We start from the raw sequence: 14,369 nt of genomic DNA, 5'->3' as shown, positions 1-14,369 counted from the left end.
GCGCCCCCCTTGACCGTGACTTCCTTGACCACGCCGCCTTGCGGGGACGGCACGTCCATGGTCGCCTTGTCCGATTCCAGCGTGACCAGCGCGTCTTCCACGTTGACGCTTTCGCCGGGCTTCACATGCACCTCGATGACGGGCACTGCACCAAAGTCGCCGATGTCCGGCACCTTGATTTCGAAAACCTGAATCATTCCTTCCCTCGTGATCATTAGCCGCCCCTGGGCTCTGGCGCTCAGTCACATCACGCACACATGGAGCCCGCATCTGCCGCCATCCGGCCTATGCTTCGGCGTGGATGTCCCGCCTTTTGGCCATGCATGACCGAGAAGATCTTAGATCGATATCCGCAGCACTTTCCCCTGTGTTTCATTGGCTTTGCCGACCATCACGGCACAAGATGCTGGTCTCGCTCGAATTTCGTAAGGGAAAATTCCGGCGCCTCTTTTCCGGGGCGCTGCGGCCGGGCAAGGTGGAGGGACAGGCCTGGCAGAAACTGGCCCGCACGTTCCCCCTACCCACTCATCGCGTAGCTGTTGCCAAGGGAAGGCTGGTGGGGCTACGTGGTAAGTCATCGCGAACCTTCCGCGATTTGTGTGGCGACGGCAAACTCGCGTGGACGACTTTGCCGCCGTCTTGCCCGCCCGCTACTACGATGCTTATTGACTCGGGCCGTGCCATGCTTTGCGTAGCGCTGTTGGCGCGTCGGCACCAGTGAGGCGCAACCGCGTGCGGGCATGAATAACGTGGCCCGCTCAGGCCCCGTCGAGGAACGGGCTGCGCCGGCCAAGGCGGGTGCCGAGCGCATCGGGCGCCAGGCTCGCGCTGGCCGGATCGATGCCCTGGCCCGCGCCGCCGGCCACGGTCGGATCGACCGGTCCGGTCGTCATTCCCGGCTGGCTCGGCTGTCCAGCGGTCTGCGCGTAGGTATTGCCGCCGGCAGGCATGGCCCCGGCTGCGGCATTGGCTGCCGCGGGTGCGGGCTGGATTGCCTGAGCGCCTTGCATCGGCTGAGCCGCAGGCGCCGGCTGGATCGATTGCATCGGCTGAGTCGGCTGAGCGGGCTGGACCTGCTGTGCGAACAGCGGGTACGACGCGAGCATCGCGCCGGCCATCAACAGGGATTTCGCCAGATGTTGCTTCATTCGATTACCTCCTGGAATAGCCCTAAGGCCTGGGAGTAATCACTGTAGCGGCACGGCCTCTGACATTCTGTTCGATTTTGCAACGGGCATTTACGAGGCTTGCCATCGGGCATGCGAGGCGTTATTCGCGCGCAACGGTGCGAATCTGATCAAGCCGGCTTCCATACAGGCGAAGCCGGCACTGTCACCTTGTAGCAATTCAGGTTTGCACCGGCGGCCAACGCGAACGACGGCACTGCGTCCGCCACGTCCGCCGTCAGATGACTGGTGCTCTAATCCAGTCGCTTGCCCGCCGTCTCCGGCACCATCAACAGCCCGCACAGCGATAGCACGCCGCAGCCAATCACATACAGCGCCGGCGCGCTGGCATTGCCGGTCAGGTCGATCAGCCAGGTGGCGATCAGCTGTGCGAAGCCGCCGAACACCAGCACGCCAATGCAATAGACGACCGACAGGCCACTGGCGCGGATGCGGCGGGGGAACAGCTCGGTGATGAGCACTACGGATGGCACCACGTTCAGCACCAGCGGCAAAGCCAGCATGGCGACCACGGCAAGCAGCGTGCCAAGCGATGGCCTGGCGTTGAGCAGCAGGAAGGCGGGATAGACCAGCACCAGCATAGCGAGGCGGGACCACAAGATGGCGGGCTTGCGCCCGATGCGGTCGGACAGCCTGCCGGCGTACGAGGACAATGCCACTTGCACCAGGGCTGCGACACAGCCTGCGCTCATGCTGAGCCCGAGCGGGATCTTCAGCACAGTCGCCGCGTAGCTGGTCATGTAGTGCAGCACGATATAGGTAGCGGAGGTGCCGCCAATCGTCAGCAGAACGCCAGCTACCACCACGCGGCCGTGCCCACGGAAGACCTCGGCCAGGCCGGCGCGTTCGTGGCCCGTCGCCGTTGCGGCGGCGGGCGCTTCGGCGGTTTCCTCCAGGTGCCGGCGGATATAGAGGCCGAGCGGAATGACCAGGATGCCGATTGCGAACGGCACGCGCCACCCCCAGCTTTGCAGCGCATCGGGCGACAGGCCGTTAGTCAGTGACAGCCCCACCACTGCACCGAGCAGCACGCTGACGCCCTGGCTGAACAACTGCCAGCTGCCGTAGTAGCCGCGTGAATGGTCGTCGGCGTACTCCATCAGCAGCGCTGTGGATGCACCGACCTCGCCGCCCAGTGCAAACCCCTGCAGCAGCCGCGCCAATACGATCAGCATCGGCGCGGCCAGCCCGGCCTGTGCGTAGGTCGGCGAAACCACGAACAGCAGCGAGCCCAGCCCCATCAGCCAGAGCGTCAACGTCATGGCCGGCTTGCGTCCGGCCCGGTCGGCGTAGAGCCCGATCATCAGGCCGCCGAGCGGGCGGGCAACGAAACCCACGCCAAACGTGGCCAGCGAAAGCATCAGCTGGCCGAAGCTGCCGCTGACGGGGAAGAAGAGCTTGCCGATCAGCACCGCGAAAAAGCTGTAGACGGTGAAATCGTAGAACTCAAGGCCGTTGCCGATGGTGATGGCGGCAATGACGCGACGGCGCGGTACGGCGCGGCCAGCCGGGTGCGCGGCGCAAGCGCCGTCCAGCGGCTGCGCAGGCAGGGAAGCGGGCATTCGGTGTCTCCGTGGGTGAGGTGGCGCCGGCCTTTGAGGGCCGGTCATTGGCGATGGCGATTGGGGTGCGGCTCAGCGGATTGCGGCTCAGCGCAGGTAGCGCTCGACCAGCTTGACCCAATAGGTGGCGGCAAGCGGCAGGCATTCGTCGTTGAAGTCGTAGCCGGGGTTGTGGACCATGCAGCCGCCCTCGCCGTCACCGTTGCCGACGATCAGGTAGCAGCCAGGACACGCCTCCAGCATGAAAGAGAAGTCTTCGCTGCCGGTCAGCGGCACCATGTCGCCGATCAGACCGCTCTCGCCCAGCCACTCGCGGGCAACCTCGCGCGCCAGTTCCGTGGTGGCCGGGTCGTTGACCAGCACCGGGTAGCGGCGGTCGTAATGCACCTCGGCGCTGGCACCAAAGCTGTCCGCCTGGGCATGCGCCAGCGCGGTGATGCGCGCCTGCAGCAGGTCGCGCACTTCGGCCTTCAGCGCGCGCACCGACAGCCGCAGCTCGGCACTCTCGGGAATGACGTTAGGCGCCTTGCCGGCTTCGATCGCGCCGACGGTTACGATGGCCATGTCCAGCGGGTTGACGTTGCGCGACACCACCGACTGCAACGCCATCACCATCGACGCGCAGGCCACCACCGGATCGACCGCCCGATGCGGAACCGCACCGTGGCCACCGCGCCCCGTCACGCGGATCGTGACCGTGTCGGAGGACGCCATGAACGCGCCGGACAAGAAGCCGAACTTGCCGGTCGGGTGTCCGGGCATGTTGTGCAGCGCGAACACCGCATCGCACGGGAACAGCCGGAACAGCCCGTCCTTGATCATCTCGCGCGCGCCGCCCATGCCCTCCTCGGCCGGCTGGAAGATCACGTGCAGCGTGCCCTGGAAGGACTTGTGCCCGGCCAGGTAGCGCGCCGCGGCCAGCAGCGTGGCAGTGTGGCCGTCATGGCCGCAGGCGTGCATCTTGCCGTCGATCTTGCTGGCATACGGCAGGCCCGTGGTTTCACGGATCGGCAGCGCATCCATGTCGGCGCGCAGGCCGATGGAGGGGCCGTCGCCGTGGCGCAGCGTGCCGACCACGCCGGTGCCGCCCAGGCCGCGATGTACGGCATAACCCCATGCCTGCAGGCACTCGGCCACCAGGTCGCTGGTGGCGAATTCCTCGAAGCCCAGCTCGGGATGGGCATGGATGCGGTGGCGCAGGTCCACCATCTCGGCTTCGATGGCGCGGATGCCGGGCAGGACGGGATCTGGATGCATGGGGTCTCCGGGGATGTTATTAGCGGGGAATTGCGAGATTGCGTGCCGCGATCTTAGGCATCGCCCGCCCGGGCTGATAGCCGCAAAACTGTTATCCTGACAACCCCTGGTTGTCACCCACCCATCCATCATGTCGATGAAACTGCACCAGATCCAGGCGCTGGTCGCCGTTGCCGATGCCGGCAGCATCCGCGCCGCCGCACGTGTGGCCGGACTGTCGCAGGCAGCGGTTACCAAGGCGCTGCGCGAACTGGAAAGCGAAGCCCGGCTGCCCTTGCTCTCGCGCACTGCGAGCGGCGTGGCGCTGACCGCGGCGGGTCAGCGGATGCTCGGCCATGCACGTCTGGTGGTGGGCCAGCTTGCACGCGCCAGTGAAGAGCTGGCCACGCTGCGTGGCGAAGGCGTGGGGCGGCTGTGCATCAGCGTCACGCCGTGGGTCATGCTGACGTTCCTGTCGCGGGTGCTGCTGCGTTTTCGCGAACGCATGCCGGGCGTGCAGGTGGAGATCTTCGAGGGCCTGACCGCGGTGGCCTTGCCGCGCTTGCGCGAAGGCACGCTGGACTTTGCCGTGGGGCCGTTCACGGCCGCGATGTCCACGCAAGAATTCGAGTGCGAGCCGCTGCTTGCGTACACCTCGTGCGTGATCGCCCGGCGCGGCCATCCGTGCGCGCAGGCATGCAAGCTGCACGAACTGCTGGGGCAGGATTGGGTCGTCAACTACACAGCAGCCACCTACGAGTCCTTTATGCGCAACCTCTTCTGGCAGCATGATGCACAGATTGACCCGTCCCGGCTGCATCGCGCGCACTCCACCGCGTTGCTGCCGGAACTGGTCCGCAATGCCGACATGATCAGTTATTGCCCGCGGCCACTACTGCTGTCCGAGCCGATGCGCGGCTGGGTCCACGCCTTTGCCCTGGCCGAGCAGTTCGAGACCAGCCGGCTCGGCATCATCACGCGCCACAACGCGGTGCGCAGTCCCGCGGCGCAGTGCTTCACCGACTGCCTGCTGCAGGAGATCCGGCGCCGTGCGCGCTCGGCAGCGCAGAAGGACAGCGAGCTGTTCGACGAGCTGGAGGTGTTGTACTGAGCGTCAGCGTTCGAGCTCTCATGATTCGTGGCGTACCGAATTGTTATGTACGCGTCGGTCCGTGGCGGCTATCCGCTTGCGCTCAGGCCGCCTTATCGGCCTTACCGGCGGCTTGGGCGAAGCGGGCCAGGAACTTGTCGAGCAAGAACGGTTCCGTGTGACGGTCTTCGGCGCTTTCCTTGCGGCGAATCGCGTTGCGGACCAGCAGTGACCCAAGGTAACGCACCGGTTCGGGAGGAAACTGGCCAAGGGGGCCCTTGGCAAGGCCCGAACGCGTCCAGGCATTGTCTTCCCCCAATGCCAGCGAGGACAGCAGTTGGCCACCCATATAGCTTGGCGCCACGCCATTGCCGGAATAGCCGAAGCCGTAGGAAATTGCCCGGTTTCCGTTCAGGTAACCGAAGAAAGGGAATCCGGTTGCAGACCGGTCCGAGGGGCCGTTCCAGCTGGCAATCACCGGCACATCGCTCAGGGCCGGGAAGAACGCGCGCAGACTGTGCGTGAGCATGGTCTCGTACGGGGATGCCTGGTTAAAGACCGGCACGATGCGCCCCCGGTAGGAAAACGTGTTGCCTCCCTTGCCAAGCATGAGGCGCCCGTCGCGGGTGGTGCGGTAGTAATAGACGAACGTGCGTGAATCCAGCACCGAGGTGCCATGATCCAGACCGATGCTGGCAAGCAGGTCGGGACAGCGATCGGTCATGATCATGTCGCTCGACACAATGGCTACCGAGCGCTCGAACTGTGGGAACACAGTTGGCATCCAGGCATTGAGTGCCAGCACAACGTGGCCGGCTTCAACGCGTCCACTCGGCGTCACGACGGCGGGACGCGCGGCATCCACCATGGATATCATCGGCGAGCGCTCGTGGATCTCGATGCCCTGGCTCAGCGCCACGCGACGCAGGCCGCGAACCAGCTTTCCCGGATGTACCGTGCCGGCCAACGGTGAAAAGAAGCCGGAGCGGTTGCGGGCGGAGCCCGTTCGCGTAGCAATTTCGCTGGTGCTCAGGCGCTGCCAGCTATTCAGCCCCCACGCCTCCAGCGCTTGCACGACCGGATCGAGCAAACCCTCCTGCGCAGGATTGGTGGCGGTATAGATGGTGCCATCCATGCGCAACTCGGCGTCGATGCCATGAGCGCGGCAAAACTCGGCGATGGCGGGGATCGCATCCTCGGACGCCCGTATCAGCCGCCTTGCTTCCGTTTCCCCGAACAGCCGGGCCAGCGTAAAGAGCTTGGTTGACCAGGTCAGCATGCAACCGCCGTTCCGTCCACTTGCCCCTGCACCACAGATGTCTGCTTCGAGAACGGTAATCTTCAGGGACGGTCGCTTTTGCCTGAGTTGCAGCGCTGTCCACAGGCCGGTGAATCCGCCGCCAACGATGCAGATGTCGGCCTGCCTGGTTCCGCGCAATGCAGGGGCGAGATCCGTATCGCCGAGAAGGGCTTGTTCCAGCCAGAAAGGGCGCATGGATGGCTCCGAAGTTGCAATGCCGGTACGGTGGTGCTGCCGTCCTACCAGGGCAGCGAGTAGGTCTTGGTATTGCAGAAGCTTTTCATCGCTTCGAGCACGCCTTCCTTGTAGCCCAGGCCGGAGTCCTTGATGCCGCCGAACGGCGTCATCTCCAGCCGATAGCCCGGGACTTCGCGCACGTTGACCGTGCCCACGTGCAGTTCGCGGATAAAGCGGGTGATGTAGTCGAGCCGGTTGGTGCAGACCGCCGACGACAGCCCATAGGCCGTGCCATTGGAAATCCGGATGGCGTCGTCGATATCCTTGAAACGGATCACCGGCGAGACGGGGCCAAAGGTCTCGTGCCTGACCACGGCCATTTCCGGGTCCACGTGGTCGAGCACGGTAGGCGCGTAAAGTGCGCCGTCGCGCTTGTGGCCGGCCAGCAGGCGCGCGCCGCCTGCGATGGCGGCATTCACCACCGACTCGAACTGGATGGCGGCTGCCTCGTCGATCACCGTGCCCATGTCCGTCGCGGGATCCAGCGGATCGCCGTACTTCACTTCCTGCGTCTTGGCCACCAGCAATTCAACAAAGCGGTCGGCCACGGATTCCTGCACCAGCATCCGCTTCACCGCGGTGCAGCGCTGGCCGGAGTTCTTGTACGACCCGCCCGCAGCCAGCGTGGCGGCTTCTTCCAGGTCGGCATCTTCCATCACGATGATCGGATCGTTGCCGCCCAGCTCCAGTACCTGGCGCTTGTAGGCGGCCTTGCCAGCAATGTACTTGCCGATCGACACGCCGCCGGTGAAGGTCACAAGATCCACGTAGGGGCTGGTCAGCAGTTCGTCGGCGATCTCGCGGGGGTCGCCGGTGATGACCGACAACATCTGCGGCGGCAGGCCGGCCTCATAGAGGATGTCGGCCAGCGCGAACGCGGCCAGCGGCGTCTTCTCGCTCGGCTTGAGGACCATGCGGTTATTGGTAGCCACCGCCGGCGCCACTTTATGAATCACCTGGTTAAGCGGGTGATTGAATGGCGTGATGGCCGAAATGGCGCCCAGCAGCGGTTCCTTGAGCGTATAGACCTTGCGGCTCTTGCCATGGGGTGTGAGATCGCACGAAAAAACCTGGCCGTCGTCCACCAGCGCCTGGTTGGCGGCGAACAGCAGCACGTCGGAAGCGCGGCCAACCTCGTAGAGCGTGTCCTTGAGCGACAGTCCCGATTCCAGGGTGATCAGGGTCGCGATCTCTTCCTTGCGCTGCGCGATGATCTCGCCGGCGCGCATCAGGATGCGATAGCGGTCGTAGCGGGTCAGCGTCGAGCGGTACTGGTGGGCGATGCGCAGGGCTTGGCGCACGTCTTCAATGGTGGCCTTTGGCACCGTGGCGATCACTTCGCCGGTGTAGGGATAGGTCACCTCGATCACGCGATCGCGATAAACCTTTTCGCCGGCAATGCGCAGCGCTTCGTGACGGATGCCGGAGGTGGCTGGCGTGTTCATGTTGGTCTCCTTTTGATCTCGATATCAACCACCCCCGTCATTCCCGCGCAGGCGGGAATCCAGCGTCGTTAACGTCCCCTTCGGGGATGAAGTCACTGGGTTCCCGCCTACGCGGGAACGACGGGGGTTGGCTCTGAACTGCATTCGCCGTCAGGCGGCGTAATTCAACGCGAGGTCGAGCGCGTCGAAGTTACGCAGGCGGCGGGCCGGCTTCAGCCCGACCATCACGCGGTTGCAGAGCAGTGGCACGACCTGCTCCGACACCCCGCCATGGGAGCGCAGCGGCGCGTCCAGGCCGGACAGGTCGTGCCTGGACTTGGATGTGCCGATCACGACGTTCTGCCGCGAGACCGCGACGATGTCGCCGATGCGATCGGGCGGCAGTCCGAAGCGCTCGGCGGCCTCCTCGCGTGTGAGCACGCTTTCCATGCCGTCGATGTCCGCGATGCGCGGAATCCAGCGGGCCGCGCTCTCGGCATCCGGCGCATAGATGGTGGCGAACGAGCCCAAGGCGCCATGGTGGACCACATAGGGATCGGTAATAGGCAGGATGACGCGGGCCGCACCCTCGCCGTACCAGTCGTCGAGCTGGTCCTGCAGGTAGATGACGTTGGGCTCGCCGGTGGCGCCGTGCTTGTCGTTCATGCCGTGGTCGGCGGTCAGCACAATCGTCGCGCCCAGCGCGTCGAGCTGGCTCAGGTAGCCGTCCATCATCTGGTAGAACGCGTTTGCCGCCTGGCTGCCCGGGGCAGCCTTGTGTTGAACGTAGTCCGTGGTGGACAGATACATCAGGTCAGGCCGCTCACGCTCCATCAGCCTGACGCCGGCGGCAAATACGAACTCGGACAGCTCGGCACTGTAGACCGACGGTACCGGCATGCCCACCATCTCCACGACACCGGTGATGCCGTTCTCCGCCTGCGTGACCTGATCGGCCTTCTCCGACGAAAAGCAGATGCCGCGCATGCCATGGCCGAGCAGCTTGCGCAGCTTGTCCTTGGCGGTGACCACTGCCACTTTCGCCCCGGCGTTCGCGAAGGCCGCCAGCACAGTGCCGGCGCGCAGGTACTTCGGATCGTTCATCATGACTTCTGCGCCGAGCTCGCGATCGAAGAAATAGTTGCCGCAGATGCCGTGGACCGATGGCGGCGCCCCGGTCACGATGGAAAGGTTGTTGGGGTTGGTGAACGAGGGAATCACGCAGTCGCCCAGCAGGCTCGTCCCGTCCTGCATGACGGTCCGCAGGAAAGGCGCCACGCCCGCTTCGGTGGCAGCATGCAGGTATTCCGGCGCGCAGCCGTCCACGCATACCACGACCACCGGGCGGTCCATCCAGCGGTAGGTCCTGCCATTGACTTCGATGCTCTCGGCCTTCGTCGTTCCCATTTCCAATCCCCTTGATAATGAGCGTCAGCTCATGGTTCCTTGTTACTGCCCGGATGCGCCTTCCGGTGCGCCTTGAGCATGCGTCCACGGCTCGCGGCCACGTGCGCGCGCAGCGCGGCGCCGGCGCGGCGGGCATCGCCCGCGACGATGGCGTCCACGATCGTGCGGTGTTCGTCGGCGGAGACATCAAGTCCCCCGCCCTGGGTCAGCGCCTGCATGCGAAACAGGTGCAGCTCCTTCACCAGGCGCTGGTAGGTCTCGGTCAGCTTGTTGCTGCCCGCGTGTTCCAGCAGCAGTTCATGGAACCGCAGGTTCAGCGACGCGTACTCGGCCGCTTCCTTCTGGTTGGCGACCTCCTCCATGGCGCCCAGGAGCTGCTTCAGTTCGCTCACCAGCGTTGCGTTGACGCGCTGCGCCACACGCTTGCCGATGATTTCCTCCAGGGCCTCGCGCAGCTCGTAGATTTCATCGGCCTCTTCCACCGAAATCTCGCGCACAAAGACCCCGCGGTTCTTCTCGTTGCGGACTAGCCCCGCTTCCTCCAGCGCCCGCAACGCTTCGCGAATCGGACCCCGGCTCGTGCCATAGCGGGCAGCGATGTCGCTCTCGTTGATGCGCGTGCCCGGCGGCAGTTCGCCAGTCATGATCAGGCGTTCGATCTCCTCCTGCACCAGCATTGGCAGCGAGCTTGAACGCAGTAATTGGATGGCGTCGGACATTCCCATGGCTCCCATTAAAGTTCGCGAATTGTAAATTGTCAACAGTTGGCAATCTTACGTTGACAGTCTTCGGCCTACGTTCTACATTGATTTCATCTTACCGCAGGGGTGCCAAACGACACACCGACACACCGGGAAAGGCAGCAGGCAGACGACAGATCTGGCTAACAGGAGACAGAGCATGAAGAATTCCTTCGCCATGGCGCTTTGCGCCTCCGCGCTGGTAGTGACTACGGGCATCGCCTCCGCCCAGCAGAAGACCACGCTCACGGTCTATACCGCGCTCGAAACGGACGCGATGAAGCTTTACAAGGACGGTTTCGAGAAAGCCAACCCGGATATCGAAGTGCGCTGGGTGCGGGATTCCACCGGCATCGTGACCGCCCGCCTGCTGGCAGAAAAGGCCAACCCGCAGGCCGACGTGGTCGCCGGGCTTGCCGCCAGCAGCCTGGTGCTGCTGTCACAGGAAGGCATGCTGCAGGGCTACGAGCCCAAGGGCTTCCAGCAACTGACCCCCAACTATTCCGATACCGCCCGGCCGCCGCAGTGGGTCGGCATGGACGTCTGGGCGGCCACGATCTGCTTCAACCGGGTGGAGGCGCAGAAGCTGGGCCTGCCCAAGCCGGAGAGCTGGAAGGACCTGGCCAAGCCGGTCTATAAGGGCCGCATCTCGATGCCCCACCCGGCTTCCAGCGGCACTGGCTATCTCGATGTGGCGGCCTGGCTGCAGATGTGGGGAGAGGCCGATGGCTGGAAGTACATGGACGGCCTGCACGAGAATATCGCCCAGTATGTGCACTCCGGTTCGAAGCCGTGCAAGCAGGCGGCTACGGGCGAATTCCCGATCGGCATCTCGTTCGAGTTCCGGGGTCACCAGGTGCGCAAGTCCGGCGCCCCGGTCGACCTGATCTTCCCCACCGAGGGCCTGGGTTGGGACATCGAGGCCACCAGCATCATGAAGACGACGAAGAAGCTGGCGGAGGCGAGGCGTTTCGCCGACTGGATGGCCAGTCGCGATGCGAACCAGATCAGCGCCAACTGGTGGGCTGTCGTGGCCTACCCCGGCGTTGCCAAGCCATTGGACGGCATTCCCCCCAACTATGAGAGCCGCTTCGCCCGCAACGACTTCCAGTGGGCCGCCAAGAATCGCTCGCGCATCCTTGCCGAGTGGAGCAAGCGCTACGATAGCAAGGCCGAAGCCAAGTAAGCCACGCTCACGGGGCGCCAGGGCGCCCCGCTCATCATCGCCATCGTAGCCATCACCACACTGTGGGGACACACATGGAAATGACCAGCGCCAAGTTCGTCGCTACCCGCGCCGGCGGCGTGCCCGCTCTCGAGATCCGGGGCGTGCGCAAGGAATTCGAAACGTTCACCGCCCTGCGGCATATCGACCTGACCGTTTGCCAGGGCGAGATGCTGTGTTTCCTTGGACCGTCGGGCTGCGGCAAGACCACGCTGCTGCGCATCATCGCCGGATTGGAGAAGCAAAGCGCCGGCACCATCCTCCAGCTCGGGCGCGACATTTCCGTGCTGCCTCCCGCCCGGCGCGACTATGGCATCGTATTCCAGTCGTATGCCCTGTTCCCTAACCTCACGATCGCCGACAACGTGGCCTACGGTCTCGCGAACCGTCGCAACAGCCGGGCCGAGATTGCGCATCGGGTGCAGGAACTGCTCGACTTGGTGGGGCTGCCGACCTCCGGGCGCAAGTATCCCAGCCAGCTTTCCGGTGGCCAGCAACAGCGCGTCGCGCTGGCGCGCGCGCTGGCCACCCGGCCCGGCCTGCTGCTGCTCGACGAGCCGCTGTCAGCGCTCGATGCCCTTGAACGCGTGCGCCTGCGCGGCGAGATCCGGCGCCTGCAGCAACAGGTGGGCGTGACCACCATCATGGTCACGCACGACCAGGAAGAGGCACTGTCCATGGCCGACCGGATCGTCGTCATGAACCACGGGGTGATCGAGCAGGTCGGCACGCCGCTGGAGGTCTACGAACGCCCGGCCACGCCCTTCGTGGCGGACTTTGTCGGGCGCGTGAACGTGCTGGCCGGCACTGCGCTCGGTGGCCGGCGCTACCGCGTGGGCACGCTGGAACTGATCTGCGATGGCTGCAGCCGCGAGTTCGAGCCAGGCACGGCCATCAATCTCTACCTTCGGCCTGAAGACCGGCATATCGGCCAGATCGCGAGCGACACGCCCAATCAGCTGACCGTCAACATCGAAAAGGTCGAGTTCCTGGGCGACACCTGCATGGCCGAGGTGAGCTGCGAGCAGCTGGCGGGGCAGTCGCTAAGCCTGCAGTTCTCCCTGGACCAGTTCCACGACCATGGCATCCGCGCCGGCCAGCCCCTGAGCATTGCGCTGCGCGCCAGCCGCATCCAGGCCTTCGCGGCGAGCGGAGCAAGACGATGAAAGAGATCGCGCTGCCCCAGACGCCCCGATCACCCCAAGCGCCCGAAATGACCCACGCTGGCTGGCTGGCCCGCTGGAACTGGGACGAAATCGTCGCCCGCGCCGTGCTGGCCTGCGTGCTGCTGGCGCTGTTCCTTTTCCTGCTGGCGCCGATGTGCGCCATCCTTGCCAATGCCGTGCTCGATCGTGATGGCCATTTTGTCGGGCTCGCTCACTTTGCCGCCTACATCAGGACGCCGTCCCTGATGCAGTCGGCGCGCAACTCGGTGGTGCTTGCAGCCAGCGTGGTCGGCATCTCGGTGCCGCTGGCCTTCGTCTTCGCCTATGCACTGACGCGCAGCACCCTGCCGGCGCCGCTCAAGGCAGTGTTCCGCCTGGTCGCGCTGATCCCGTTGCTGGCGCCGTCCCTGCTTTCCGCCATCTCGTTCGTGCAATGGTTCGGCAACCAGGGCTTGCTCAAGCCGCTGCTTGGGGGGGCATCGATCTACGGCGCGCGGGGCATCATCATCGCGGAGGTCTACAACACCTTCCCCCATGCGCTGATGATCCTGGTCACGGCGCTGTCGCTGGCGGACGGGCGCCTCTACGAAGCGGCCAGCGCCCTCGGCGCCAGTACCCGGCGCACGTTCTTTACCGTTACCCTGCCCTCGTGCAAGTACGGCCTGATCAGCGCGGCGACGGTGACTTTCACGTACGTCATCTCCGACTTCGGTGCGCCCAAGGTGATCGGCGGCGACTTCAACGTGCTGGCCATCGACGTCTTCAAGCAGGTGATCGGCCAGCAGAACTTTTCGATGGGCGCGGTGGTGGGCGTGCTGCTGCTGGTGCCATCCGTGCTCTCTTTCATGATCGATACCGTGGTGCGCCGCAAGCTGCGGGCCCAACTCACGGCACGGTCGGTGCCTTACGTGCCCAAGCCCAATGCCTGGGCCAACGCCCTGCTGGGCGCCTACTGCGCACTGGTTTGCGCCTTGCTGCTCGCAGTGGTCGGCATGGCCGTCTACACCTCGCTGATCAAGCTGTGGCCCTATGACCTGACGCTCGGCCTCCAGAACTACCGCATCGTGCTGTTCGAAAGCGACATGGCCAGCGCCTACAAGAACAGCCTGGTGCTTGCCACGGCTACGGCGCTGACTGGCTCGCTCATTGTCTTCACGGGCGCCTACCTGATCGAGAAGACCCGCAACCTGGGGCTGATGCGGCCGGTCATGCATTTTCTGGCCGTACTGTCGATGGCTGTGCCGGGACTGGTGCTTGGCCTGGGCTATGTGATCTTCTTCAACCACCCCGCGAATCCCCTCAACTTCCTCTACAACACGATGGCCCTGGTGATCCAGTCGACCATCATTCACTACTACACATCCAGCCACCTGACAGCCATTACCGCGCTCAAGCAGATCGATGATGAATTCGAAGCGGTATCGGCGTCGCTCAAGGTCCCGCAATGGCGCACCTTCCTGCGTGTCACGCTGCCGGTATGCCTGCCGGCGGTGCTCGATATCGCCCGGTATTACTTCGTGGTGTCGATGGCCACGCTGTCCTGCGTGATCTTTCTCTACACGCCTGAAACCATCCTGGCCTCCGTTGCCATCATGCATATGGACGATGCCGGCGACATCGGTCCCGCAGCAGCCCTTGCCAGCCTGATCGTGCTGACCTCCACCGCTATCTGCCTGGTCTATGCCCTGTGCACCCGCGTGCTGCTGCGACGCACGCAAGGCTGGCGCGACCTGGCCCGCCACTGAACGCTACGCTATGACATACCGATATGCCGACAGACCGACCGCCTGAAACC

The 14,369-nt window shown here is 64.6% G+C and carries 11 protein-coding genes and 1 pseudogene; 4 read left to right on the top strand and 8 right to left on the bottom strand.

Annotation, left to right across the window (positions count from 1 at the left end):
- Positions 1-2: 2 nt before the first annotated feature.
- The 4 genes and pseudogenes from ACIGJB_RS20410 to ACIGJB_RS20395 form a co-directional block, all read right to left on the bottom strand.
- A pseudogene (locus ACIGJB_RS20410) lies at positions 3-197 on the bottom strand (biotin/lipoyl-containing protein); the annotation flags it as partial.
- A gap of 561 nt (positions 198-758) precedes the next feature.
- Positions 759-1,148, bottom strand: a complete 390-nt coding sequence (locus ACIGJB_RS20405; RefSeq protein WP_483734109.1) for a hypothetical protein — start codon at positions 1,146-1,148, stop codon at positions 759-761.
- Positions 1,149-1,420: 272 nt separating this feature from the next.
- Entirely contained in the window at positions 1,421-2,749 is a 1,329-nt protein-coding gene (locus ACIGJB_RS20400; protein ID WP_483734108.1) for an MFS transporter, read from the bottom strand.
- 87 nt (positions 2,750-2,836) lie between these two features.
- Positions 2,837-4,006: a M20 aminoacylase family protein gene (locus ACIGJB_RS20395; protein ID WP_483734107.1), complete on the bottom strand. Its 1,170-nt coding sequence runs from the start codon at positions 4,004-4,006 to the stop codon at positions 2,837-2,839.
- A 130-nt stretch (positions 4,007-4,136) separates the two neighbouring features.
- Here ACIGJB_RS20395 and ACIGJB_RS20390 point away from each other — a divergent pair, with 130 nt between their 5' ends.
- Positions 4,137-5,096: a LysR family transcriptional regulator gene (locus ACIGJB_RS20390; protein ID WP_483734106.1), complete on the top strand. Its 960-nt coding sequence runs from the start codon at positions 4,137-4,139 to the stop codon at positions 5,094-5,096.
- An 82-nt stretch (positions 5,097-5,178) separates the two neighbouring features.
- On the opposite strand, the gene ACIGJB_RS20385 is transcribed toward ACIGJB_RS20390, so the two are convergent.
- The 4 genes from ACIGJB_RS20385 to ACIGJB_RS20370 all read right to left on the bottom strand — a co-directional run bounded on the left by ACIGJB_RS20385 (position 5,179) and on the right by ACIGJB_RS20370 (position 10,162).
- Positions 5,179-6,570, bottom strand: coding sequence for an FAD-dependent oxidoreductase (locus ACIGJB_RS20385; protein WP_483734105.1), 1,392 nt, complete (start codon positions 6,568-6,570; stop codon positions 5,179-5,181).
- Positions 6,571-6,614: 44 nt separating this feature from the next.
- Positions 6,615-8,057 (bottom strand): phosphonoacetaldehyde dehydrogenase, encoded by a 1,443-nt coding sequence (phnY, locus tag ACIGJB_RS20380; protein WP_483734104.1) that lies wholly within the window; start codon positions 8,055-8,057, stop codon positions 6,615-6,617.
- 150 nt (positions 8,058-8,207) lie between these two features.
- Entirely contained in the window at positions 8,208-9,443 is a 1,236-nt protein-coding gene (gene phnA / locus ACIGJB_RS20375; RefSeq protein ID WP_483734103.1) for a phosphonoacetate hydrolase, read from the bottom strand.
- Between the two features lie 29 nt (positions 9,444-9,472).
- Positions 9,473-10,162: a phosphonate utilization associated transcriptional regulator gene (locus tag ACIGJB_RS20370; protein WP_483734102.1), complete on the bottom strand. Its 690-nt coding sequence runs from the start codon at positions 10,160-10,162 to the stop codon at positions 9,473-9,475.
- A 181-nt stretch (positions 10,163-10,343) separates the two neighbouring features.
- Between ACIGJB_RS20370 and ACIGJB_RS20365 the strand changes: the two genes are divergently transcribed.
- The 3 genes from ACIGJB_RS20365 to ACIGJB_RS20355 all read left to right on the top strand — a co-directional run bounded on the left by ACIGJB_RS20365 (position 10,344) and on the right by ACIGJB_RS20355 (position 14,319).
- Positions 10,344-11,369, top strand: coding sequence for a putative 2-aminoethylphosphonate ABC transporter substrate-binding protein (locus tag ACIGJB_RS20365; protein ID WP_483734101.1), 1,026 nt, complete (start codon positions 10,344-10,346; stop codon positions 11,367-11,369).
- Positions 11,370-11,443: 74 nt separating this feature from the next.
- Positions 11,444-12,574 carry a putative 2-aminoethylphosphonate ABC transporter ATP-binding protein gene (locus ACIGJB_RS20360; protein WP_483734100.1) on the top strand — a complete coding sequence of 377 codons (1,131 nt, stop codon included), beginning with the start codon at positions 11,444-11,446 and terminating at the stop codon, positions 12,572-12,574.
- Positions 12,571-14,319, top strand: a complete 1,749-nt coding sequence (locus ACIGJB_RS20355; RefSeq protein ID WP_483734099.1) for a putative 2-aminoethylphosphonate ABC transporter permease subunit — start codon at positions 12,571-12,573, stop codon at positions 14,317-14,319. Before ACIGJB_RS20360 ends, ACIGJB_RS20355 begins: the two co-directional genes overlap by 4 nt.
- The last annotated feature ends 50 nt before the right edge of the window (positions 14,320-14,369 follow it).

This window comes from Cupriavidus sp. C2SS-8b (assembly GCF_057073745.1).
The sequence above is the reverse complement of the archived record's forward strand: the minus strand, read 5'-3'. Positions and strand labels throughout refer to the sequence as shown.

What these genes read in the sequence shown, in the direction of transcription:
- ACIGJB_RS20405 (WP_483734109.1), bottom strand. Translation starts at nt 1,148, where the DNA reads ATGAAGCAACATCTGGCGAAATCCCTGTTGATGGCCGGCGCGATGCTC.
- phnY (WP_483734104.1), bottom strand. Translation starts at nt 8,057, where the DNA reads ATGAACACGCCAGCCACCTCCGGCATCCGTCACGAAGCGCTGCGCATT.
- ACIGJB_RS20400 (WP_483734108.1), bottom strand. Translation starts at nt 2,749, where the DNA reads ATGCCCGCTTCCCTGCCTGCGCAGCCGCTGGACGGCGCTTGCGCCGCG.
- ACIGJB_RS20355 (WP_483734099.1), top strand. Translation starts at nt 12,571, where the DNA reads ATGAAAGAGATCGCGCTGCCCCAGACGCCCCGATCACCCCAAGCGCCC.
- ACIGJB_RS20370 (WP_483734102.1), bottom strand. Translation starts at nt 10,162, where the DNA reads ATGTCCGACGCCATCCAATTACTGCGTTCAAGCTCGCTGCCAATGCTG.
- ACIGJB_RS20390 (WP_483734106.1), top strand. Translation starts at nt 4,137, where the DNA reads ATGTCGATGAAACTGCACCAGATCCAGGCGCTGGTCGCCGTTGCCGAT.
- ACIGJB_RS20360 (WP_483734100.1), top strand. Translation starts at nt 11,444, where the DNA reads ATGGAAATGACCAGCGCCAAGTTCGTCGCTACCCGCGCCGGCGGCGTG.
- ACIGJB_RS20395 (WP_483734107.1), bottom strand. Translation starts at nt 4,006, where the DNA reads ATGCATCCAGATCCCGTCCTGCCCGGCATCCGCGCCATCGAAGCCGAG.
- ACIGJB_RS20365 (WP_483734101.1), top strand. Translation starts at nt 10,344, where the DNA reads ATGAAGAATTCCTTCGCCATGGCGCTTTGCGCCTCCGCGCTGGTAGTG.
- ACIGJB_RS20385 (WP_483734105.1), bottom strand. Translation starts at nt 6,570, where the DNA reads ATGCGCCCTTTCTGGCTGGAACAAGCCCTTCTCGGCGATACGGATCTC.
- phnA (WP_483734103.1), bottom strand. Translation starts at nt 9,443, where the DNA reads ATGGGAACGACGAAGGCCGAGAGCATCGAAGTCAATGGCAGGACCTAC.